Origin of the sequence: Streptomyces sp. AC1-42W, assembly GCF_003248355.1 — a bacterium.
Lineage (GTDB): Bacteria > Actinomycetota > Actinomycetes > Streptomycetales > Streptomycetaceae > Streptomyces.
The window spans coordinates 2,575,062-2,595,643 of the sequence record NZ_QKWY01000001.1; the positions used below are offsets into that span (position 1 = coordinate 2,575,062).

Sequence of the window (20,582 nt, forward strand, 5' to 3'; positions counted from 1 at the left end):
CGCGCCCTTGACAGCGGGGCGTTCGATTGCCGACACAACGTGCCGGGTCCGGCGGATTGTGTTGCTGCGGACAGGGGACACGCCATAGAGTCGCCAATCGTCGGCATGGTGCCACGCTGACCTATCGATAAGTTTCCTGGTCACGTCCAAGGAGGTAAGACGACTTGTGAATGAGTCGACAATTACTCCCGGAGGTGTTCGACCAGGGATGCCCGCACGGGGCCGGAGCCCGCACGGGCTGGAGGCTGTCGGCTCCGTCGCTGTCCGCACCTTCGCCACCCACCAGCACATGACGACAGTCCCCCAGATGATGGACGGCCTACACGTGAACGCCATGGCCGGCAACGAGAGTGGCCGGGACACCGCCCCCCTCGCCGACTTCGACGAGACGCCCCAGGGGCACTTCTACGACCCCGACGCCGAGTACGAGCCCGATCCGGAGTACGCGGCCACGCTCGCGCCGGACGCGGCCCGCCAGCGCCGCGAGCGGATCGGCCCGACCGGCCGCCCCCTGCCCTACTTCCCGATTCCGGGCCCGCTGACCGATCACGGCCCCGCGAAGATCATCGCGATGTGCAACCAGAAGGGCGGCGTCGGCAAGACGACGTCGACCATCAACCTGGGCGCGGCACTCGCGGAGTACGGACGCCGTGTCCTGCTCGTCGACTTCGACCCGCAGGGCGCCCTCTCGGTCGGCCTCGGGGTCAACCCGATGGAGCTGGACCTGACCGTCTACAACCTGCTCATGGAGCGGGGCATGGCGGCAGACGAGGTCCTGCTGAAGACCGCGGTCCCCAACATGGACCTGCTCCCCAGCAACATCGACCTCTCCGCGGCCGAGGTGCAGCTCGTCAGCGAGGTGGCCCGCGAGTCCACGCTGCAGCGCGCCCTCAAGCCGCTGATGGCCGACTACGACTACATCGTGATCGACTGCCAGCCCTCGCTCGGCCTGCTCACGGTGAACGCGCTGACCGCCGCGCACAAGGTCATAGTGCCGCTCGAGTGCGAGTTCTTCGCGCTGCGCGGGGTGGCCCTGCTCACCGAGACCATCGAGAAGGTCCAGGAGCGGCTCAACCCGGAGCTGGAGCTCGACGGCATCCTCGCCACCATGTACGACTCCCGTACGGTGCACAGCCGCGAGGTCCTGGCGCGCGTCGTCGAGGCATTCGACGACCACGTCTACCACACGGTCATCGGGCGCACGGTCCGCTTCCCGGAGACCACGGTCGCCGGTGAGCCCATCACCACGTACGCCTCCAACTCGGTCGGTGCCGCCGCCTATCGCCAGCTCGCCAGGGAGGTGCTCGCCCGGTGTCACGCCGAGTGAGTCTGCCCGGAGCCGACGAACTGTTCCGTACGACCGGGGGGATGGGGCTGCAGTCCTCGTCGCCCGCCGAACGGAGGCGCAAGGCGAACGCCGCCGAGGTCCGGGTGCCGGCTCCGGCCGGTGAGAACGAACCCGGCACCGACGCCGCCGGGGAGGCCGCCCCGGACCCCGGCACCGCACCCGCCCGCCCCGAGCACTCGACGGCCGGCGCCGACACGGGCGACTCGCGCAGCCGGGGCGAGGCCGGCGACCGGGTCGCGGTCGCCGCGCAGGCCGCCCGCCGCCCGCAGCAGCCCGCCGAGCGTGAGCCGGCCCAGGCCCCCGTGGTGCAGCAGCAGCGCCGGCGCGGCGGACGCGGGGCGAACCGGCGGCCCAGCGGCCGCGAGCGCCACGACGAGAAGATCACGGTCTACGTCTCCGCCGAGGAGCTGATGGACCTGGAGCACGCGCGCCTCGTCCTGCGCGGCGAGCACGGCCTCGCCGTGGACCGGGGCCGGATCGTCCGCGAGGCGGTCGCCGTGGTCCTGGCCGACCTGGAGTCCCGGGGCGACGCGAGCATCCTCGTACGGCGACTGCGCGGCCGCTGACCGGCACGCGGGTAGCCTGCCCCGAGGGGCCGCCGCCCGCCGCCGTATCCCCTTCCGCGCACCTGGACCTCCATGCCGACACCCGACGAGCCCGCCCGCACCGCCCGCCGCCCGCTGGGGCGCGGACCCGGGGCGGGCGCCGCGCCCGTGGAGACGCCGCCCGAGGCCGCCGGGGTCCCCGAGCCGCCCGCGCCCGCAGGCGCCCCCGAATCCGAGGCATCCGCGCCCGCTTCCGGCGACGGCCGGTTCACCGTGCGGCTGGCCAACTTCGAGGGGCCCTTCGATCTGCTGCTCCAGCTGATCTCCAAGCACAAGATGGATGTGACCGAGGTCGCGCTGTCGAAGGTCACCGACGAGTTCATGGCCCACATCCGGGCCATGGGCCCCGACTGGGACCTGGACCAGACGACCGAGTTCCTGGTGGTCGCCGCGACCCTCCTCGACCTCAAGGCCGCCCGGCTGCTCCCGGCGGCCGAGGTGGAGGACGAGGCGGACCTGGCGCTCCTGGAGGCCAGGGACCTGCTCTTCGCCCGGCTCCTGCAGTACCGCGCGTACAAGCGGGTCGCGGAGATCTTCAGCGACCGCCTCGCGTCCGAGGCCCGCCGCTTCCCCCGTACCGTCGGCCTCGAACCGCACCACGCCGAACTGCTGCCGGACGTCGTCATCGGCATCGGCGCCGAGGGCTTCGCCCGGCTGGCCGTGAAGGCGATGCGGCCCCGGCCCCGGCCGCAGGTGTACGTCGACCACATCCACGCCCCGCTGGTCAGCGTGCGCGAGCAGGCGGGCATCGTGGTGGCGCGGGTCCGCGAGGCGGGGGAGATCAGCTTCCGGGAGCTGACCGCGGACGCCCCGGACACCCTCACCGTCGTCGCCCGCTTCCTCGCCCTGCTGGAGCTGTACCGGGAGAAGGCCGTCGCCCTGGACCAGGACGTGGCGCTCGGCGAGCTGATGGTGCGCTGGGCGGGGCGGGAGGGCGCCGAGCCGGCTGTGACGGACGAGTTCGACCAGGAGGCCCCGGACGCCTCACCGCACCCCCGAAGGACGTGACGCCATGAGCGAGCAGGGCCCCACCGGCTCCCCGGTCGCGGATCTCGACCTCAAGCCCGCCCTGGAGGCCGTCCTGATGGTCGTGGACGAGCCGGCCACCGAGGAGCACCTCGCGAAGATCCTGGAGCGGCCCCGCCGGGCCGTGGCGGCCGCGCTGCGCGAACTGGCCGGCGAGTACACCGCGCAGCGGCGCGGCTTCGACCTCCGGCTCGTCGCGGGCGGCTGGCGGTTCTACACCCGGCCCGAGTACGCGGCGGCGGTCGAGGGGTTCGTGCTGGACGGCCAGCACGCCCGGCTGACCCAGGCGGCGCTGGAGACCCTGGCGGTGGTCGCGTACCGGCAGCCGGTGAGCCGCTCGCGGGTCTCGGCGGTGCGCGGCGTGAACTGTGACGGGGTCATGCGGACCCTGCTCCAGCGGGGCCTCGTCGAGGAGGCGGGCACGGAACCCGAAACAGGTGCGATCCTGTACAGGACGACGAACTACTTTCTGGAGCGGATGGGCCTGCGTGGCCTGGATGAGCTCCCGGAGCTCGCGCCCTTCCTCCCCGAGGCGGACGCGATCGAGGCCGAGACGCCAGAGGGTGTGCCGTCGTTCGATCCGGACGCACCGGACACCCCGGATACTCACGCAGACGACAAGACGGACTTTTGATGCGAAGCAGTGGCAGGAACAGCGGTAGCGGCGGCAGGAGCGGCGGCAGCGGCGGGGGCCGGAGCGGCAGGAACCACAGCGGCACCGGCCGGAACAGCAACCCGAACGCGCGGACGCCCCGCTCCGAGCGCGAGGACCGCCGGAACGAGGAGCGCCCCCGCAAGCCCAGGCCCGAGGAGCGCCGCTACGAGGTGGGCTCCGACCGGCCCGGCGCCGACGGGGCTCGCAAGGGGCGCGGCGCGGCGGCCCGGGGCGGCGCCAAGGGCGGTCCGAAGAGCCCGCAGGGCGGCGGCGCGAAGGGCGGCCCCCGGCGCGGCCCGTACGGCGCCCCGGCGCGCCCGCGCGAGCTGGACGCGAAGATCGAGCAGCGCAACCGCGACCGGTACGCGAACAAGCCCGAGATCAGGACCCCGAAGACGCACCCGGGCGCCGAGCAGGAGGGCGAGCGGCTGCAGAAGGTGCTCGCCCGGGCCGGCATGGGCTCGCGCCGCGCCTGCGAGGAGCTGATCGACCAGGGCAGGGTCGAGGTGAACGGTGAGATCGTCATCGAGCAGGGCATGCGCGTCGACGTTCACAAGGACGAGATCAAGGTGGACGGGCTGACCGTGGCCACCCAGTCCTACCTGTTCTTCGCGCTGAACAAGCCGGCCGGGGTCGTCGCCTCGATGGAGGACCCGGACGGGCGCCAGTGCCTCGGCGACTACGTCACCAACCGCGAGACGCGCCTCTTCCACGTCGGCCGGCTGGACACCGAGACCGAGGGCATCATCATGCTCACCAACCACGGCGAGCTGGCCCACCGTCTCACCCACCCCAAGTACGGCGTGAAGAAGACGTACCTGGCGGCCATCCAGGGCCCGCTCCCGCGCGACCTGGGCAAGCGGCTCAAGGACGGCATCCAGCTGGAGGACGGCTACGCCCGCGCCGACCACTTCCGGGTCGTGGAGAACACCGGCAAGAACTACCTGGTCGAGGTCACGCTGCACGAGGGCCGCAAGCACATCGTGCGCCGGATGCTGGCCGAGGCGGGCTTCCCGGTGGACCGGCTGGTGCGTACGGGCTTCGGCCCGATCGCCCTGGGCGACCAGAAGTCGGGCTGGCTGCGCCGGCTCACCAACACCGAGGTGGGCATGCTGATGCGCGAGGTCGGCCTGTAGCCCTCCCTGTAGCCCGTACCCGAGGCCCGCGGCCGGTTCCGTTCCCGGATTCTTCCGGAAGGGAAACCGGCCGCGGGCCTTTCGCATGCCGCTCCGACCCTTTATAGTCACAGTGACTATTAAGGAGGCGGGCGTGAGTCTCGCGGACATACTCGATCCCCTGCAGCAGCCGTTGGTGACGGTCCTGGACACCCCGGTCAGCTGGACCGAGGTGCTGGGCTTCGGCAGCGGCGCGCTGTGCGTCTGGCTCGTGGCCCGCCAGCACCTCGCCAACTGGCCGATCGGCATCGCCAACAACCTCTTCTTCATCCTGCTGTTCACCCAGTCCGGCCTCTACGCCGACGCCGGACTCCAGATCGTCTTCATCGCCCTCGCCGCGTACGGCTGGTGGACCTGGACCCACGGGGGTGGACCGGGCACGGACGGGCTGCCGGTGCGGCGCACCACGCGCACCGAGTGGACCGGGCTGCTCGTGGCGGGGGCGGTGGGGACCGTCGCGCTGACGGTCCTGCTCGACCGGGCCACCGACTCGACCGTGCCGTTCTGGGACGCCCTGACCACCGCGCTCTCGCTCGCGGCGACGTACGGGCAGTGCCGCAAGCTCGTCGAGTCCTGGTGGCTGTGGATCGCCGCCGACGTCGTCTACATCCCGCTGTACGCGCACAAGGAGCTGTACCTGACCTCGCTGCTGTACATCGGCTTCCTGACCCTGTGCCTGGCCGGCCTGCGCAACTGGCGCCGCGACCTGGCCACATCCGGCCCGCGACCCGCGAAGGTTCCGGCATGAAGCGCTATCCGCACGGACTCGTGCTCGGCAAGTTCTACCCGCCGCACGCCGGCCACCACCACCTCGTCCGCACCGCGGCCGCCCGCTGCGAACGGCTCACCGTCCTCGTCTGCGCCGCCTCCGTGGAGTCCGTCCCGCTCGCCGACCGCGTCGAGTGGATGCGCCGGGCGCACCCCGGTGTGACGGTGGTGGGCACCATGGACGACATCCACATGGACCTCCACGACCCGGCGGTCTGGGACGCCCACATGGCGGTCTTCACCGCCGCGGTCCCGGAACGGGTGGACGCCGTCTTCACCTCGGAGTCGTACGGGGAGGAACTGGCCCGCCGCTTCGGCGCCGAGAACGTCTGCGTCGACCCCGGGCGCACCGTCCACCCGGTCTCCGGCACCGCAGTCCGCGCGGACCCGGCCGGCCAGTGGGGCTTCCTCGAAGCGCCGGTCCGGGCGGCGCTCGCCCGCCGCGTCGTCGTCCTCGGCGCGGAGTCCACCGGCACCACCACGCTGGCCCGCGCCCTGGCCGCCCACTACCGTCGGCGCGGCGGCGTCTGGGCGCACACGGGGTACGTCGCCGAGTACGGGCGCGAGTTCAGCGAGCACAAGCTCGCCGAGCTGCGCGAGCGGTGGCCCCGCGCCCAGTGGGAGGACGTCACCCTGTCCACCCACGACTTCCCGCACATCGCCGAGACCCAGAACGCCCGTGAGGAGGAGGCCGCCTCCACCGGCTCCCCGGTGCTCTTCTGCGACACGGACTCCTTCGCCACCACCGTGTGGCACGAGCGGTACGTCGGCGGCCGCAACCCCCTCGTCGAGCGGATCGCCGACCGGGTCCGCCACCACCTGTGGCTGCTCACCGACCACGAGGGCGTCGCCTTCGAGGACGACGGGCTGCGCGACGGCGAGGAGCTGCGGCCCTGGATGACCGACCGGTTCCGGGCCGAACTCACCCGGACCGGCCGCCCGTTCATCGAGCTGACCGGCAGCCACGAGACCCGGCTCGCCCGCGCGGTCGAAGCCGTGGACGCGCTGCTCGCCGAGGGCTGGAACTTCACCGCACCCCTCCCGGAGCACCGATGAGCGCCGCCCCCGAGGGCTACGACCCGCACGCCTTCGAACCGTTCGCGGTCACCGTCGATCTCGCGGTGTTCACGGTCCGCGCGTCCCGGCTGCACGTCCTGCTCGTCGAACGCGGCGCAGCGCCGTACCGGGGCCACTGGGCGCTGCCCGGCGGCTTCCTGCTGCCCCGCGAGTCCGCCGGGGAGGCCGCCCGCCGCGAACTGGCCGAGGAGACCGGGCTGAGTACCGGCACCGTCTCCGGCCTCCACCTGGAACAGCTGCGCACCTACAGCGACCCGGACCGCGACCCGAGGATGCGCGTGGTCTCCGTCGCCCACGCCGCGCTCGTCCCCGACCTGCCCGAACCGCGCGGCGGCGGCGACGCGGCGGGCGCCCGGTGGTGGGACGCCGACCGCACCGGCCCGCTCGCCTTCGACCACGACCGCATCCTGGCCGACGCCCGCGAACGCGTCGGCGCCAAGCTCGAATACACCTGCCTGGCCACCGCGTTCTGCCCGCCGCACTTCACCCTCGGCGAGCTCCAGCAGGTCTACGAGACCGTCTGGGGCGTGGAGCTGGACCGCCCCAACTTCCGCCGCAAGGTCCTCGCCACACCGGGCTTCGTCCGGCCCGCGGAAGGGGCCCCGCGCCGCACCGGCGGCCGCGGCAAACCCGCCGCCCTCTACCGGGCGGGCGACGCCACCACCCTGCACCCCCCGCTGCTGCGACCGGAAGGACGCGAGAGATGACCACGACCCGTACGAAGAGGGCCGCCACCGGCGCCCTGACCGGCCTCGCCCTCGGTGACGCGCTGGGCTTTCCCACCGAGTTCAACGACGTGCCGTCGATCCTCGCCAAGTGCGGGCCCTGGCGGGAGATGGAGCTGCCGAAGCCGGCCCTCGTCACCGACGACACCCAGATGACCCTGGCCCTGGGCCGGGGCCTGCGCACCGCCATGGACCGCGGCACGCTCACCGGGCTGCGGCTGGCCCGCCCGGTGCGCGAGGAGTTCGTCGACTGGTACCACTCGCCCGACAACAACCGCGCCCCCGGCCGCACCTGCCTGGAGGCATGTCACCTCCTCGACGGCGACCGGCCCTGGCAGGAGGCCAGCCGGACCGGCTCCAAGGGCTGCGGCGCCAACATGCGCGTCGCCCCCATCGGACTCGCCCCCGGCCTCAGCGGCGAACAGCGCTCCGGGGCCGCCCAGCTCCAGTCCGCCCTCACCCACGGCCACCCCACGGCGCTCGCCGCCTCCGACCTGACCGCCCACGCCGTGCACCTGCTCGCCCGGGGCGCCGAACCCCTCGGCCTGATCGGCCTGCTGCGCTCCTACGCGTACGAGAACCGCGACCGCTACCTCGACGGCTGGCTCGGCGACCTGTGGCGCCACACCCACGACGCCTCGCCCGAGGCGTTCATCAGGCGGGGCTGGGACGAGTGCCTGGCCGCGCTGGAAACCGTCCAGGACGCGCTGCGCAGCCCCTCCCCGGAGACCGACCCGTGCGAGCGGACGGGGGACGGCTGGATAGCGGAGGAGGCCCTCGCCAGTGCCCTGCACTGCTTCCTGCTCTTCCCCGACGAGCCCGTCACCGCCCTGCGCCGGGCCGCCTGCACCCGAGGCGACTCGGACTCCATCGCCTGCCTGACCGGCGCCCTGGCCGGAGCCCACCTCGGCGCCGGCGCCTGGCCCACCGCGTGGGTGGACCGCATCGAGTACCGGTCCGACCTGCTGGCCCTGGGAGCGCTCTGGGACGCGTGAACGGGCCGTACGGCGGCGGGCGCTCAGCCCGCCGCCAGCGCCGACGCGCGGCGGACGCGGATCAGGAAGTCCTCCACGCGCGCCCGGTCCGGCTCGGCCGGCAGCGGGGAGGCGGCGATCGCCTCCTCGGTCCCGGCGGCCAGGCGGGTCATGCGGCGTTCCACCTCCGGCCAGGGGACCTCGCCCCGCTTGACCGCCAGCAGGTCCTCGCGGGCCTCGCCCACCGAGATGTCCAGGACGCCGGTGCGCAGCAGATCCCGGCAGCTCGCCAGCAGGCGCAGCAGATGCATGGCGTGCTTCCAGCGCGGGGCGCCGTACCGCCGGACGTCCGCCTCCAGCCTCCGGCGCTGCGCCACCGCGTAACGCACGAAGGAGTCGTGGGCCCGCAGCGAGAGGAAGGCGCCGCGCAGCGCCAGCAGTTCGCGGCCGGTGGCGTCCACATGGTCCACCAGCGGCGAGTGCAGGCACTCCAGCACATTGGGATTGGCGCGCAGGGCCAGCTCGCAGAAGCGTTCCAGCTCCCAGGAGAACTGCTCCTCGGCCGGGCCCTCGATATGCGTGGGCGGCTTCTCGAAGCGCCAGAACAGCGGCGTCGGCGCCAGGAACACGCCCCGCCGGTCGGTGTCGCTGTCCTCCGTGGCGAGACCGAAGGCGCGTGACCCCATCACACAGGAGTAGACCGTGTGCCGGCGCGCCAGTTCCTCGTCGGTCGGAGCGATCATGCCGGGAGCGTACGCCAGCGCCCCGCACCGGCGCGTCTCATAAAAAGGGCGCCCCGGCGCGCGCCCCCGCCGCCCCTCTACGCTGATCACAAGCGCCCGAAGCGATACGGACAAGCAAGGAGCACGACGTGGCGGTACGAGCGGTCCGCGGAGCCGTCCAGCTGGAGCGGGACGAGGCGGGGCACATGGACGAGCAGGTCAGCGCCCTGCTCACCGCCGTCCTGGAACGCAACGAACTCGTCGCGGACGACCTGATCAGCATCTGGTTCACGGCCACGCCCGACTTGCACAGCGACTTCCCGGCCGCCGCGGCGCGCGGCCTCGGCATCGTCGACGTCCCGCTGATCTGCGCCCAGGAACTGGACATCGAGGGCGCCATGCCCCGCGTCGTACGCATCCTCGCCCACGTCGAGACCTATCTGTCCAAGGCCGAGATCAACCACGTCTACCTCGGCGCCACCGCCGCCCTGCGCAAGGACATCGCCCAGTGAGAAGCGCCGTCGTCATCGGTACCGGCCTCGTCGGCACCTCCGCCGCCCTCGCCCTCGCGAGCCGCGGCATCGCCGTCCACCTCGTGGACCACGACCCCGAGTCGGCCAGGACCGCCGCCGCCCTCGGCGCCGGAACCGACACACCGCCCGAGGACCGGGTGGACCTCGCCGTCGTCGCCGTACCGCCCGCCCACACCGCCGCCGTGCTCGCCGCCGCCATGCGCGACGGCGTCGCCCGCGGCTACCTCGACGTCGCCAGCGTGAAGGGCGGCCCGCGCCGCGAGCTGGAGGCGCTGGGGGCCGACCTCACCGCCTACATCGGCACCCACCCCATGGCAGGCAAGGAGCGCTCCGGACCGCTCGCCGCCACCGCCGACCTGTTCGAGGGCCGCCCCTGGGTCCTCACCCCGACCCCGGACACCGACACCGAGGTGCTCAACCTCGCCCTGGAACTGGTCGCGCTGTGCCGCGCCGTGCCGGTCGTCATGGACGCCGACGCCCACGACCGGGCCGTCGCCCTCGTCTCGCACACCCCGCAGCTGATCTCCTCCATGGTCGCGGCCCGCCTGGAGCACGCCGACGAGACCGCGGTGCGCCTGTGCGGGCAGGGGATCAGGGACGTGACCCGGATCGCGGCCTCCGACCCGAGGATGTGGGTGGAGATCCTGGCCGCCAATCCGGGCCCGGTCGCCGACGTCCTCGCCGGGGTGGCCGCCGACCTGACGGAGACCGTCACCGCGCTGCGCGGGCTCCAGTCCGCCGACGAGGACGAGCGGCGCGCCGGCACCGAGGGCATCCGCTCCGTCCTGAGCCGGGGCAACGCCGGACGCGTCCGGGTGCCCGGCAAGCACGGCGCCGCCCCCGCCTCCTACGAGGTCGTGGCCGTCCTCATCAGCGACCGGCCCGGCGAGCTGGCCGGGATCTTCGCCGACGCGGGCAGGTCCGGCATCAACATCGAGGACGTGCGCATCGAGCACGCCACCGGCCAGCAGGCCGGGCTCGTCCAGCTCATGGTCGAACCCAGCGCCGCCCCGGCCCTGGCCGCCGCACTGCGCGAGCGGGGCTGGTCGCTCCGGCAGTAGCCCCGCGTCGCCGCCCCCGCCGCGCCGCACCCCGGTCGCACGGTTGTCCACAGGGGTGGTCGGACCCGTCCCGGCACTCGGTAACCTTGTGCGGGGCGGGTTCACGCGTCCCGCCCAGCCCGCCCGAGCACCAGGAAGGTGTCCACCACCGTGGAAACCGTAAGCGCCGCCGTCCGGACCGCCCCGGCCGCCGTGGTCGTCGCCATCGACGGCCCCTCCGGCACCGGCAAGTCCAGCACCTCCAAGGCCGTCGCCGCCCAGCTCGGCCTCAGCTACCTGGACACCGGCGCCCAGTACCGCGCCATCACCTGGTGGATGCTGAACAACGGCGTCGACGTGCAGGACGCGGCCCAGATCGCGACCGCCGCCGGAAAGCCGGTCATCGTCTCCGGCACCGACCCCGCCGCCCCCACCATCACCGTCGACGGCGAGGACGCCTCCGGCCCGATCCGCACCCAGGAGGTCACCTCCAAGGTCAGCGCCGTCAGCGCCGTCCCCGAGGTGCGCACCCGGATCACCGAGCTCCAGCGCGCCATCGCCGCCGGCGCGGAGAAGGGCATCGTGGTCGAGGGCCGCGACATCGGCACCACCGTGCTGCCCGACGCCGACCTCAAGATCTTCCTCACCGCGTCGCCGGAGGCCCGCGCAGCCCGCCGCAGCGGCGAGGTCAAGGGCTCCGATCTCGCCGCCACCAAGGAGGCGCTGATCAAGCGGGACGCCGCGGACTCCGGCCGCAAGACCTCGCCGCTCGCCAAGGCGGACGACGCCGTCGAGGTGGACACCACCGAGCTGACGCTCCAGCAGGTCATCGAGTGTGTCGTCACCCTCGTCGGGGAGACGCGGGCCGCGAAGTGACCGACGCCACGGGCGCGCCCTCGCCGCGCGGTGCGGCGGTCGGGCGCGGCATCGGGATCGGGCTGATGTACGGGCTCTTCAAGCCCCGTGTCCTCGGCGCCTGGCGGGTACCCGCCGCCGGACCCGTCATACTCGCGGTGAACCACTCGCACAACATCGACGGGCCGATGCTGATGGGCACCGCGCCCCGGCCCGTCCACTTCCTGATCAAGAAAGAGGCGTTCGTCGGCCCCCTGGACCCGTTCCTGCACGGAATCGGCCAGATCGAGGTGGACCGCACGACCGCCGACCGCACCGCCATCACCCGCGCGCTCGGCGTGCTGGAGAGCGGCGGGGTGCTCGGGATATTCCCCGAGGGCACCAGGGGCGACGGAGACTTCGCCTCGCTGCGCGCCGGACTCGCGTACTTCGCGCTGCGCGGCGGGGCGCCGATCGTGCCCGTGGCCGTCCTGGGAAGCACCGAGCGCCGCGGCAGGTTGATATCGGCACTGCCGCCGCTGCGCAGCCGCGTCGACATCGTCTTCGGAGCACCCTTCGAAGCCCAGGAAGGGGCGCGAAGCTCCCGCGAGGGTGGTGGCGGGCGACGGGTGGGCGGCAGTGGCAGACGTACGCGCAAGGCGCTGGACGAGGCCACGCTGCGCATCCAGGACCGGCTGACCGGCCACCTGGAGCACGCCGGGCGCCTCACCGGGCGCACCGAGTAAGACTTGAGTAGTGGACCGCGCGCTGCGCGGTCCATCGATGATGATGCAAAGAGGAACGGACTTCATGAACGACCAGATTCACTCCGGCGGCTCGGACCACGAGCACGGAGAGCTTGGCGATGCCGAGTACGCGGAGTTCATGGAGCTCGCCGCGCAGGAGGGGTTCGACCCGGAAGAGGTCGAGGGCGCGCTGGACGAGGCCGGTCACGGACCGCTGCCCGTCCTCGCCGTCGTCGGTCGCCCCAACGTCGGCAAGTCGACCCTGGTGAACCGGATCATCGGCCGCCGCGAGGCCGTCGTGCAGGACAAGCCGGGCGTCACCCGCGACCGCGTCACCTACGAGGCGGAGTGGGCGGGCCGCCGCTTCAAGGTCGTCGACACCGGCGGCTGGGAGCAGGACGTCCTCGGCCTGGACGCCTCCGTCGCCGCCCAGGCGGAGTACGCCATCGAGACGGCCGACGCGGTCGTCTTCGTGGTGGACTCCACCGTCGGCGCCACCGACACCGACGAGGCCGTCGTCAAGCTGCTGCGCCGGGCCGGCAAGCCCGTCGTGCTCTGTGCCAACAAGGTGGACGGCCAGAGCGGCGAGGCGGACGCCACCGCTCTGTGGTCGCTCGGCCTCGGCGAGCCCCACCCGGTCTCCTCGCTGCACGGCCGCGGCACCGGCGACATGCTGGACGCCGTCCTGGAGGCGCTGCCCGAGGCCCCGCCGCAGTCCTTCGGCACCGCCACCGGCGGCCCGCGCCGCATCGCGCTCATCGGCCGCCCCAACGTCGGCAAGTCCTCGCTGCTGAACAAGGTGGCCAACGAGGAGCGCGTCGTCGTCAACGAGCTGGCCGGCACCACCCGCGACCCGGTGGACGAGCTGATCGAGCTCGGCGGCGTCACCTGGAAGTTCATCGACACGGCCGGCATCCGCCGCCGGGTCCACCTCCAGGAGGGCGCGGACTACTATGCCTCGCTGCGCACCGCCGCCGCCCTGGAGAAGGCCGAGGTCGCGGTCATCCTGATCGACTCCAGCGAGACGATCAGCGTCCAGGACCAGCGCATCGTCACCATGGCCGTGGAAGCGGGCCGCGCCGTCGTGCTCGCCTTCAACAAGTGGGACACGCTGGACGAGGAGCGCCGCTACTACCTGGAGCGGGAGATCGAGACGGAGCTGGCGCAGGTCGCCTGGGCCCCCCGGGTCAACGTCTCCGCCCGCACCGGCCGCCACATGGAGAAGCTGGTCCCCGCGATCGAGACCGCGCTGGAGGGCTGGGAGACCCGCGTCCCGACCGGCCGCCTCAACGCCTTCCTCGGTGAGATCGTCGCCGCCCACCCGCACCCGGTCCGGGGCGGCAAGCAGCCCCGCATCCTGTTCGGCACCCAGGCGGGCACCAAGCCGCCGCGCTTCGTCCTCTTCGCCTCCGGCTTCCTGGAGCACGGCTACCGGCGGTTCGTCGAGCGCCGGCTGCGCGAGGAGTTCGGTTTCGAGGGCACCCCGATCCACATCTCGGTGCGGGTCCGCGAGAAGCGCGGCCGCAAGAAGTAGCCCCCAGGGGTACGCGCACGGCGCAGCCCCGGACCGCACGGCGCGCGTGCGGTCCGGGGCTGCGCCGTGTCCCGGGGCCTGCGCCGGTCCCCGCGGTCAGGCGTCCCGCGAGCCGGGCGGCAGCGCCGCGGGCCGGGCGTGCCCGGCGTGCCGTCCCACCCGCTGCCAGCCGCCGAGGCCGCGCATCGGGGCGCGCGAGCCGGGCAGACCGGTGCCGAGGGCCTGGAGGCCCAGATTCTCCTCCCCGGTCCGGTCTCCCGGCAGCGCCCGGAACGAGCGGCGGTACTCGGAGTACAGCGCGTCGTAGATCGGGGTGTGGGACGGGCCGCCCGAGGGTTCCTGCGAGGGACGCATGGCGGGGATGGGGCCCTGGCGCTGGTGGGAGGGGTCGTATGAGTGCACGTAAGGGCCAACGACCTCGTCGGTCGTCGGATGCGGGCCCGCCGGAGAAACACCCGTCGGGAAGACACCTGTTCGCCGGCGGCGCGGGAGCGCCGGCACGGTCAGGTCCCGGCCAGCGGCATGGCGGCGGCGACCAGGAGCCCGGCTGCCGACGCCTTCTCCAGCGCGTCGCGCAGCAGGTCCTCGCGGGGTTGCTGGCCGATGGAGCCCGCCGGGGCGGCGTAGACGAGGACGGTCTGCGACTTGTTGACGGCCGTCCGCCAGCCCTCGGTGACCTGGAGCGGCGCGTGCGCCTGCCACCAGGCGACCGGGGAGCCGCCCCCCGTGCCCGGCTGGAGCACGGCGTGCAGCTGGCCCATGGCGAGCAGGATCGACCAGCCGTGCAGCACCTCGGGCACCTGCTCCATGCGGTGGACCGGCTGGAAGCCCTGCTCCAGGAGCAGCTGGAGGAACTGGTCACCGTCCCGGCCGTCCGTGCCGGGGCGGGCGATGGCGCCGGTCGGCTCCACGACCAGGGCCGGGTGCAGCTCGTCGTCGATCAGGACGAGGCCGCTGGTGATGCCGAGGACGGCCTGTTCGGGCACGACCCGCTCCGGTTCGCCCCCGTCGCCGCCGGTGATGCTGCGGACGGCGCCCTGGAGCTGCTCCTCGGCGACCTGGACGACCTGGGAGGGGATGCAGCTGGCGTGCGCGAAGGCGAGCACGGCGGTCTCGTCGCCGACGAACAGCACCGTGCTGGTGCGCTCCTGCTCGGAGTCGCCGGGGGTGCGGCAGGAGGTGCAGTCGTAGCTGCCGGGGGCGTTGTCGCCGACGAGCAGCCGGTCGGCTTCGGCGTCGCCGATCTCGGCGCGTACGTCCTCGCTGACATCGAGCATGCGCGGCACGGGTGGCTCCTCGAACTCGGTACGTGCGCCGGGCGGTTCCCGGCTCAGTGATGACAACGGGCGATCCGCTGCCGGGGTCACGCCGGAAGGCGTACGGAATCGGGCCGGGGGGCGTGCGGAGCGCGCGGGCGGCGCGGGGCGGCGGGGGGCGGCGGGGGCGCGACGGGGGCGCGACGGGGGCGCGACGGGCCGCCCGCGCAGGGTCGGAATGCGGGGGAGCGGGATGTCCGCTATACGGTCGCCGGCGCGTGTCCGGGCCCTCCCGGAGGCGGCTCCGGCGGCCCTTTCGGACAAGGGCACAATAAGGAAAGGTTAAATACCGGCGAAGCCCGCCTTTGCGGCGTGCTTTCCGTGCGGAATTCAACTGCGCCGGGAGGCGGAAATCGACCCGGTTTCCGCCCGGTTTCCGCGCCCCGGGCCTACCGGTCCGATGATCGTTCACCGGCCTGTGCGATTACTGTGCGTCCGGTTGTGAATCGCTCGTTCGAGTGAAGGAGCCCGAGGGGAACACATGTCGTGATCCTGTGACACAAGCGTGACCGGTGAGGGACGTGAAGGTGCCGTGCGGCCCCGTGAGGCCCCGGCTACCGCCTCCGCCCCCGGCCGCCTACGGTGAAGGTATGGCACCCATACCGACCCCTCCCGCCCAGCCCGACGACGCCACCGGCGCGTATGTGGGCCTCGCCGCGGAGACCGCCGAGCGGCGGGCCCGGGAGCACGGCTGGACCACCGTCCGGTCCCTCGCGCCGGGCACGTTCGTCACGATGGAGTTCCAGGCGGGCCGGATCAACTTCGAGGTCGACGGCGGCGTCGTCCGGCGCTGCTGGACCGGCTGACCGCCCGCGGGCCCGCCGGACGCGCGAAGGGCCCCGGCCGTCGCGGCCGGGGCCCTGGGGGCGGTACGGAAGGGGCGTCAGCCGCCGGCGACCGGGCGGGCCGGAGCCGTACCCCCGCGCGAGGCGCGGTCCGCGTGCGGCGGGCGGCGGCTGCCGGCCGGGGTGACCGGGGACCGCTCCGAGCGCACCGCGTGGACGGCGGGCGCGGGGCGCGGGCGGGTGCTCGCGGTCGGCGGGCGCCCCGTCTGACCGTGTGCCGGGCTCTGCGCGGCCGGCTCGTCCCCGGTCTGCGGCGTGCCCGGCCGGCCGGCCGGGGCGGCCACGGGGGCGGCGGCGGGGGCGGCGGCGGGCGCCGGGCGCAGCGGCCTGCTGCCGGGTGCGCCCAGCCGGGCGCGGGCGACGAAGATCCAGTTCTCGGCGCGGGTGATCAGCGGTTCCACCCAGGGCAGGCCCAGCAGGATGAGCAGGCCGGCCGCCCAGCCGAGGAGCACGTCGCTCAGCCAGTGCGTACCGAGGTAGACCGTCGTGAGGCCGACGCCGAGCGAGACGATCGCGGACAGGGCCGACAGATAGCGCCTGGCCCTCGGGGTGGCGGCCAGGTAGGCGAGGATGCCCCAGGTCACCACGGCGTTGGCGGTGTGACCCGAGGGAAATATATCGCCGCCGGCGAAGAGCTCGGCCGATCCGATCCTGGTCGCGTAGTGCGGGCCGAGCCGGCCGAGGCCGATCTTGACCGCACCCACCGACAGGTTGAGCAGGAGCAGCGAGGCGCCCAGCGTCAGCAGCGGACGCAGGGTGTGCTGCCGCCAGGAGCGCCAGCCGAGCCAGCAGGCGACCATGACCGCCGTGGGTCCGCGCTGCCCGAGGACCACGTAGTAGTCGAGGGCGGCGTGGATCGAGGGCCACTGCTCGTAGGGCCGGAAGAGCATGACCTTCCAGTCCAGGGCCACCAGCCAGGTCGACATGAGCACGGCGACGACGATGGCCACATAGAACGCCAACGTCCCGCCGAAGAGAGCGATGCGGTGACGGCTCATCCGCGGTGTCTCTATCTTCGGCGGTTCCGGCTCCCGGTCCAGCCGGGCGAAGATGTCGGTACGCACCCAATCGACGTTACAGCGAGTGAGTGAGTGTCCCGGTCGATCCGGGCGGTTCGTGATGACGATGTGATGTGGACTGCGTCTCACCGGGCGGGTTTTTCCAGGGAGCATGAATAACTCTCGTATTTCTTTACGAGGGTTATGCGATGCCTGTTCGAAAAGATAATTCACCGAAATAGCCGCACTGTCTCCGGGTCTTCGAAGTGTGTTTATCGACAGCGCGCCGGAACGGAACGGAGGGTGGCAGTCCGGTTACCGTACGGCTTCGGGTGGGCGGCCGTGCGGCGCCGCCGGGCGGCCGCCGATGGATCGCCGCAGGTCCCGACGGTGACCCGAACGGGTGTGCGGCAGTGGCGTACGCCACACTTCACCGGGTCGGACGGTATGAGATGGGCCACGTGTGGCCCTGCCGAACTCGCGTACGCTGACGGATCACTCGCCCGTTCGATGCCGGGCCCCCGAGGGACGGTGGACACCGCGTCCCATGGGCCCGCCGAGTGCGAGGGACCTTTTGGGAGGTAGATGCATGTCCGGGACGACCACCGCCCGAATCCGCCTGCGCTCGGCCGCCGACGGTGCCAATCGCTGGGTCGTCCTCGTCGTCCTCTGCCTCAGCCTGCTGCTCGTCGCGCTCGACGCCACCGTGCTGCACGTCGCCGTCCCCGCCGTCACCGAGGACCTGCGGCCCAGCGCCGCCGGGCTGCTCTGGATCGTGGACGCCTACCCGCTGGTCTGCGCCTCCCTGCTGATCCTCTTCGGCACCCTGGGCGACCGGGTCGGCCGCCGCCGCGTCCTGCTGATCGGCTACGCCCTCTTCGGCGTCGCGTCCGCCGTCGCCGCCCTGGCCGGCAGCGCGGGCGTGCTCATCGCGGCCCGGGCCCTGCTCGGCGTCGGCGGGGCGATGATCATGCCCGCGACGCTCTCGATCCTGCGCCAGGTCTTCCCCGACCGGCGCGAGCGGGCCGTCGCGATCGGCGTCTGGTCCGCCGTCGCCGCGGTCGGCGCCGCCACCGGCCCCGTCATCGGCGGATTCCTCGTCGAGCACTTCTGGTGGGGCTCGGTCTTCCTGATCAACATCCCGCTGATGGCCCTGATCCTCCCCGTCGGCCGGCTGCTGCTCCCCGAGTCGCGGGGCAGCGACGACGGCCCGTGGGACGTGCTCGGCGCGCTGATGGCCGCGGCCGGAGTGCTCGGCGTGGTCCTGGGCGTGAAGCGGGCCGGTACGGGGGAGGGGCTGACCGGTGCCGCCACCCTGGTGCCGCTGCTGCTCGGCGCCGCGCTGCTGGTCGCCTTCGTCCGCCGCCAGAAACGGCGCACCCATCCGCTGATCGACATCGGCATGTTCGGCAGGCCCGCCTTCTCGACCGCGGTCGGCTGCATCGTCCTCGCCATGCTCGCCCTGGTCGGCCTGGAGCTCGTCGCCGTCCAGTACCTCCAGCTCGTCCTCGGCCTCAGCCCCCTGGAGACCGGCCTCAGACTGCTCCCGCTCACCTTCGCCGCGATGGCCGCCGGCGCCACCGGCTCCCACACCCTGCGCCGGCTCGGGCCGCGCCGGATGGTCGGCTGGGGGTTCGTCCTGACCGCCGCCTCGGTGCTCACGCTGACCGCGATGGGCCGGCACGACCGGGCCTGGCTGCTGGCCGTCGCGTTCGTCGCCCTGGGCTTCGGCCTCCAGTCCACGCTCTTCGGCGCGTACGAGTCGATGCTCAGCGAGGCTCCCGCCGACCGGGCCGGCGGGGCGGCGGCGATCGGGGAGACCTCCTACCAGCTGGGCGCCGGGATGGGCATAGCGCTGCTGGGCAGCGTGATGAACGCCGCGTACACCCCCGGCCTGGCCGGCCTGCCCGCCGCCGGGGTCCCCGCCTCCGCGAGTGCGGCGGCCTCGCATTCCCTGGGCGAGGCGTACCAGGAGGCCGCGCAACTGGGCGGCCCCCTCGGCGCTGTGCTGCGCGCCACCGCGCGGGACGCCTTCATCGACGGGCTGCACGTCACGCTGATGGTCAGCGCGGGGCTGCTGCTGCTCGGCGCGCTGGCCGCGCTGCGGCTGCCCCGGCTGATGGAGTGCGCGCCGAAGCTGTGCGAGCCGCGCGAGTCCGCGGAGCGCCTGGACGCGGTGGCCCCGGCACCCGCGGCAGCCGTCGAGTGCCCGGACGCGGCGGTACGGCTGCCCGCCCGGCGCCGGCCGGCCGGGGCGGGGGGCTCTGGACGAGCGGCACACCGGGTCGTAACGTCGGCACGGCAACGTAACTAACGCTGCTAGTTTTCGAGCCGTCCATGCCTGGCCATGACTGCTCGTAACCGACCCGTAGTCCCGTCGCCGTTCCCAGCCGTCCCGTAGCCGTTCCCCGTCGTTCTGCCGGAGGCACACCCTCATGTCCACCGCCCCCACCCCGAAGCTCCCGCCCTTCGACCCCCACGACCCGATCGGCCTCGACGACCTGCTGGACCCCGAGGACCTCGCGATCCGCGACACGGTCCGCACCTGGGCCGCCGACCGCGTCCTGCCGCACATCGCCGAGTGGTACGAGAACGGCGAGCTGCCCGGCATCCGCGAGCTGACCCGCGAACTGGGCGCGCTCGGCGCGCTCGGCATGTCGCTCCAGGGGTACGGCTGCGCGGGCGCCACCGCCGTCCAGTACGGGCTGGCCTGCCTGGAGCTGGAGGCGGCCGACTCCGGCATCCGCTCGCTCGTCTCCGTACAGGGCTCCCTCGCCATGTACGCGATCCACCGCTACGGCTCCGAGGAGCAGAGGCGGCGGTGGCTGCCCGGCATGGCGGCCGGCGAGACCATCGGCTGCTTCGGCCTCACCGAACCGGACCACGGCTCGGACCCGGCCGGCCTGCGCACGTACGCCAGGCGCGACGGCGGGGACTGGGTGCTCAGCGGCCGCAAGATGTGGATCACCAACGGTTCGGTCGCCGGGGTCGCGGTCGTCTGGGCGCAGACCGGCGACAGCCAGGACGGCAGCGGCATCCGGGGCTTCTTGGTGCCGACGGACGCGCCGGGCTTCTCCGCGCCCGAGATCCGGCACAAGTGGTCGCTGCGCGCCTCGGTCACCAGCGAACTGATCCTGGACGAGGTACGGCTGCCCGCCGACGCCGTCCTGCCGGGCGTCACCGGGCTGCGCGGCCCGCTCAGCTGTCTGAGCCATGCCCGCTACGGCATCGTCTGGGGCGCCATGGGCGCGGCCCGGTCGAGCTTCGAGGCGGCCGTGGCGTACGCGCGGAGCCGGGAGCAGTTCGGCAGGCCCATCGGCGGCTTCCAGCTCACCCAGGCCAAGCTCGCCGACATGGCGGTCGAGCTGCACAAGGGAATCCTGCTCGCCCACCACCTGGGCCGGCGGATGGACGCGGGGCGGCTGCGTCCGGAGCAGGTCAGTTTCGGGAAGCTGAACAACGTACGGGAGGCCATCGAGATCTGCCGCACCTCGCGCACGATCCTCGGCGCCAACGGGATCTCGCTGGAGTACCCGGTGATGCGGCACGCGACCAACCTGGAGTCGGTGCTCACCTACGAGGGCACCGTGGAGATGCACCAGCTGGTCCTGGGGAAGGCGCTCACCGGTCTGGACGCGTTCCGATGAGCGCCCGGAGGGCG

At 73.2% G+C, this 20,582-nt stretch carries 21 protein-coding genes; 17 read left to right on the forward strand and 4 right to left on the reverse strand.

Going from position 1 to position 20,582, the window contains the following annotated elements; translation table 11 throughout:
* The first annotated feature begins 208 nt into the window (after positions 1-208).
* The 9 genes from DNK56_RS11850 to DNK56_RS11890 all read left to right on the forward strand — a co-directional run bounded on the left by DNK56_RS11850 (position 209) and on the right by DNK56_RS11890 (position 8,374).
* Complete coding sequence (locus DNK56_RS11850; RefSeq protein WP_111333335.1) at positions 209-1,327, forward strand: ParA family protein; 1,119 nt, start codon at positions 209-211, stop codon at positions 1,325-1,327.
* Positions 1,324-1,914 (forward strand): hypothetical protein, encoded by a 591-nt coding sequence (locus tag DNK56_RS11855; RefSeq protein ID WP_111333337.1) that lies wholly within the window; start codon positions 1,324-1,326, stop codon positions 1,912-1,914. Before DNK56_RS11850 ends, DNK56_RS11855 begins: the two co-directional genes overlap by 4 nt.
* A gap of 72 nt (positions 1,915-1,986) precedes the next feature.
* Positions 1,987-2,961, forward strand: a complete 975-nt coding sequence (locus DNK56_RS11860) for a segregation and condensation protein A (protein WP_111333339.1) — start codon at positions 1,987-1,989, stop codon at positions 2,959-2,961.
* 4 nt (positions 2,962-2,965) lie between these two features.
* A complete protein-coding gene (gene scpB, locus DNK56_RS11865) occupies positions 2,966-3,613 on the forward strand; it encodes an SMC-Scp complex subunit ScpB (RefSeq protein ID WP_111333341.1) in 648 nt (215 codons plus the stop codon).
* Positions 3,613-4,770: a pseudouridine synthase gene (locus DNK56_RS11870; protein ID WP_111333343.1), complete on the forward strand. Its 1,158-nt coding sequence runs from the start codon at positions 3,613-3,615 to the stop codon at positions 4,768-4,770. The genes scpB and DNK56_RS11870 overlap by 1 nt, the downstream gene beginning before the upstream one ends.
* A 133-nt stretch (positions 4,771-4,903) precedes the next feature.
* The gene (gene pnuC, locus DNK56_RS11875; protein WP_111333345.1) at positions 4,904-5,557 is read left to right on the forward strand and encodes a nicotinamide riboside transporter PnuC; all 654 of its coding nucleotides are present in this window, start codon (positions 4,904-4,906) and stop codon (positions 5,555-5,557) included.
* Positions 5,554-6,633 carry an AAA family ATPase gene (locus DNK56_RS11880; protein WP_111333348.1) on the forward strand — a complete coding sequence of 360 codons (1,080 nt, stop codon included), beginning with the start codon at positions 5,554-5,556 and terminating at the stop codon, positions 6,631-6,633. The genes pnuC and DNK56_RS11880 overlap by 4 nt, the downstream gene beginning before the upstream one ends.
* Complete coding sequence (locus tag DNK56_RS11885) at positions 6,630-7,361, forward strand: NUDIX hydrolase (protein ID WP_111333351.1); 732 nt, start codon at positions 6,630-6,632, stop codon at positions 7,359-7,361. Before DNK56_RS11880 ends, DNK56_RS11885 begins: the two co-directional genes overlap by 4 nt.
* Positions 7,358-8,374 (forward strand): ADP-ribosylglycohydrolase family protein, encoded by a 1,017-nt coding sequence (locus DNK56_RS11890; protein WP_111333353.1) that lies wholly within the window; start codon positions 7,358-7,360, stop codon positions 8,372-8,374. Before DNK56_RS11885 ends, DNK56_RS11890 begins: the two co-directional genes overlap by 4 nt.
* Before the next feature lie 23 nt (positions 8,375-8,397).
* On the opposite strand, the gene DNK56_RS11895 is transcribed toward DNK56_RS11890, so the two are convergent.
* Complete coding sequence (locus DNK56_RS11895; protein ID WP_111333355.1) at positions 8,398-9,096, reverse strand: nucleotidyltransferase domain-containing protein; 699 nt, start codon at positions 9,094-9,096, stop codon at positions 8,398-8,400.
* 128 nt (positions 9,097-9,224) lie between these two features.
* On the opposite strand from DNK56_RS11895, the gene aroH reads away from it, so the two are divergent.
* From aroH to der, 5 genes are all read left to right on the forward strand, one after another.
* On the forward strand, positions 9,225-9,587 hold the full coding sequence (gene aroH / locus DNK56_RS11900) for a chorismate mutase (RefSeq protein ID WP_111333358.1): 363 nt from the start codon (positions 9,225-9,227) through the stop codon (positions 9,585-9,587).
* On the forward strand, positions 9,584-10,669 hold the full coding sequence (locus DNK56_RS11905; RefSeq protein ID WP_111333360.1) for a prephenate dehydrogenase: 1,086 nt from the start codon (positions 9,584-9,586) through the stop codon (positions 10,667-10,669). Before aroH ends, DNK56_RS11905 begins: the two co-directional genes overlap by 4 nt.
* A gap of 138 nt (positions 10,670-10,807) precedes the next feature.
* Positions 10,808-11,524, forward strand: coding sequence for a (d)CMP kinase (gene cmk / locus DNK56_RS11910; RefSeq protein ID WP_111333362.1), 717 nt, complete (start codon positions 10,808-10,810; stop codon positions 11,522-11,524).
* Positions 11,521-12,228, forward strand: a complete 708-nt coding sequence (locus DNK56_RS11915) for a lysophospholipid acyltransferase family protein (RefSeq protein ID WP_111333364.1) — start codon at positions 11,521-11,523, stop codon at positions 12,226-12,228. The genes cmk and DNK56_RS11915 overlap by 4 nt, the downstream gene beginning before the upstream one ends.
* A 64-nt stretch (positions 12,229-12,292) precedes the next feature.
* Positions 12,293-13,762, forward strand: a complete 1,470-nt coding sequence (der, locus tag DNK56_RS11920) for a ribosome biogenesis GTPase Der (RefSeq protein WP_111333366.1) — start codon at positions 12,293-12,295, stop codon at positions 13,760-13,762.
* Between the two features lie 96 nt (positions 13,763-13,858).
* Here der and DNK56_RS11925 read toward each other — a convergent pair whose 3' ends face one another.
* On the reverse strand, positions 13,859-14,116 hold the full coding sequence (locus DNK56_RS11925; RefSeq protein ID WP_111335708.1) for a hypothetical protein: 258 nt from the start codon (positions 14,114-14,116) through the stop codon (positions 13,859-13,861).
* Between the two features lie 149 nt (positions 14,117-14,265).
* Entirely contained in the window at positions 14,266-15,048 is a 783-nt protein-coding gene (locus tag DNK56_RS11930; RefSeq protein ID WP_111333369.1) for a hypothetical protein, read from the reverse strand.
* A 620-nt stretch (positions 15,049-15,668) separates the two neighbouring features.
* Here DNK56_RS11930 and DNK56_RS11935 point away from each other — a divergent pair.
* Positions 15,669-15,884 carry an I78 family peptidase inhibitor gene (locus DNK56_RS11935; RefSeq protein ID WP_111333371.1) on the forward strand — a complete coding sequence of 72 codons (216 nt, stop codon included), beginning with the start codon at positions 15,669-15,671 and terminating at the stop codon, positions 15,882-15,884.
* Positions 15,885-15,961: 77 nt separating this feature from the next.
* Here the strand turns inward: DNK56_RS11935 and DNK56_RS11940 are convergent, their stop codons facing one another.
* Positions 15,962-16,987 carry a phosphatase PAP2 family protein gene (locus DNK56_RS11940; protein ID WP_111333374.1) on the reverse strand — a complete coding sequence of 342 codons (1,026 nt, stop codon included), beginning with the start codon at positions 16,985-16,987 and terminating at the stop codon, positions 15,962-15,964.
* Positions 16,988-17,510: 523 nt separating this feature from the next.
* On the opposite strand from DNK56_RS11940, the gene DNK56_RS11945 reads away from it, so the two are divergent.
* Together DNK56_RS11945 and DNK56_RS11955 are read left to right on the forward strand one after the other, a co-directional pair.
* On the forward strand, positions 17,511-19,235 hold the full coding sequence (locus tag DNK56_RS11945; protein ID WP_111333376.1) for an MFS transporter: 1,725 nt from the start codon (positions 17,511-17,513) through the stop codon (positions 19,233-19,235).
* A gap of 121 nt (positions 19,236-19,356) precedes the next feature.
* On the forward strand, positions 19,357-20,568 hold the full coding sequence (locus DNK56_RS11955; RefSeq protein WP_111333379.1) for an acyl-CoA dehydrogenase family protein: 1,212 nt from the start codon (positions 19,357-19,359) through the stop codon (positions 20,566-20,568).
* Positions 20,569-20,582: the final 14 nt, after the last annotated feature.

Coding starts and splice junctions, on each gene's coding strand:
- DNK56_RS11890 (WP_111333353.1), top strand. CDS start 7,358: ATGACCACGACCCGTACGAAGAGGGCCGCCACCGGCGCCCTGACCGGC.
- DNK56_RS11860 (WP_111333339.1), top strand. CDS start 1,987: ATGCCGACACCCGACGAGCCCGCCCGCACCGCCCGCCGCCCGCTGGGG.
- DNK56_RS11895 (WP_111333355.1), bottom strand. CDS start 9,096: ATGATCGCTCCGACCGACGAGGAACTGGCGCGCCGGCACACGGTCTAC.
- DNK56_RS11885 (WP_111333351.1), top strand. CDS start 6,630: ATGAGCGCCGCCCCCGAGGGCTACGACCCGCACGCCTTCGAACCGTTC.
- DNK56_RS11850 (WP_111333335.1), top strand. CDS start 209: ATGCCCGCACGGGGCCGGAGCCCGCACGGGCTGGAGGCTGTCGGCTCC.
- DNK56_RS11935 (WP_111333371.1), top strand. CDS start 15,669: ATGGCACCCATACCGACCCCTCCCGCCCAGCCCGACGACGCCACCGGC.
- DNK56_RS11925 (WP_111335708.1), bottom strand. CDS start 14,116: ATGCGTCCCTCGCAGGAACCCTCGGGCGGCCCGTCCCACACCCCGATC.
- scpB (WP_111333341.1), top strand. CDS start 2,966: ATGAGCGAGCAGGGCCCCACCGGCTCCCCGGTCGCGGATCTCGACCTC.
- DNK56_RS11870 (WP_111333343.1), top strand. CDS start 3,613: ATGCGAAGCAGTGGCAGGAACAGCGGTAGCGGCGGCAGGAGCGGCGGC.
- DNK56_RS11945 (WP_111333376.1), top strand. CDS start 17,511: ATGTCCGGGACGACCACCGCCCGAATCCGCCTGCGCTCGGCCGCCGAC.
- DNK56_RS11955 (WP_111333379.1), top strand. CDS start 19,357: ATGTCCACCGCCCCCACCCCGAAGCTCCCGCCCTTCGACCCCCACGAC.
- DNK56_RS11880 (WP_111333348.1), top strand. CDS start 5,554: ATGAAGCGCTATCCGCACGGACTCGTGCTCGGCAAGTTCTACCCGCCG.
- der (WP_111333366.1), top strand. CDS start 12,293: ATGAACGACCAGATTCACTCCGGCGGCTCGGACCACGAGCACGGAGAG.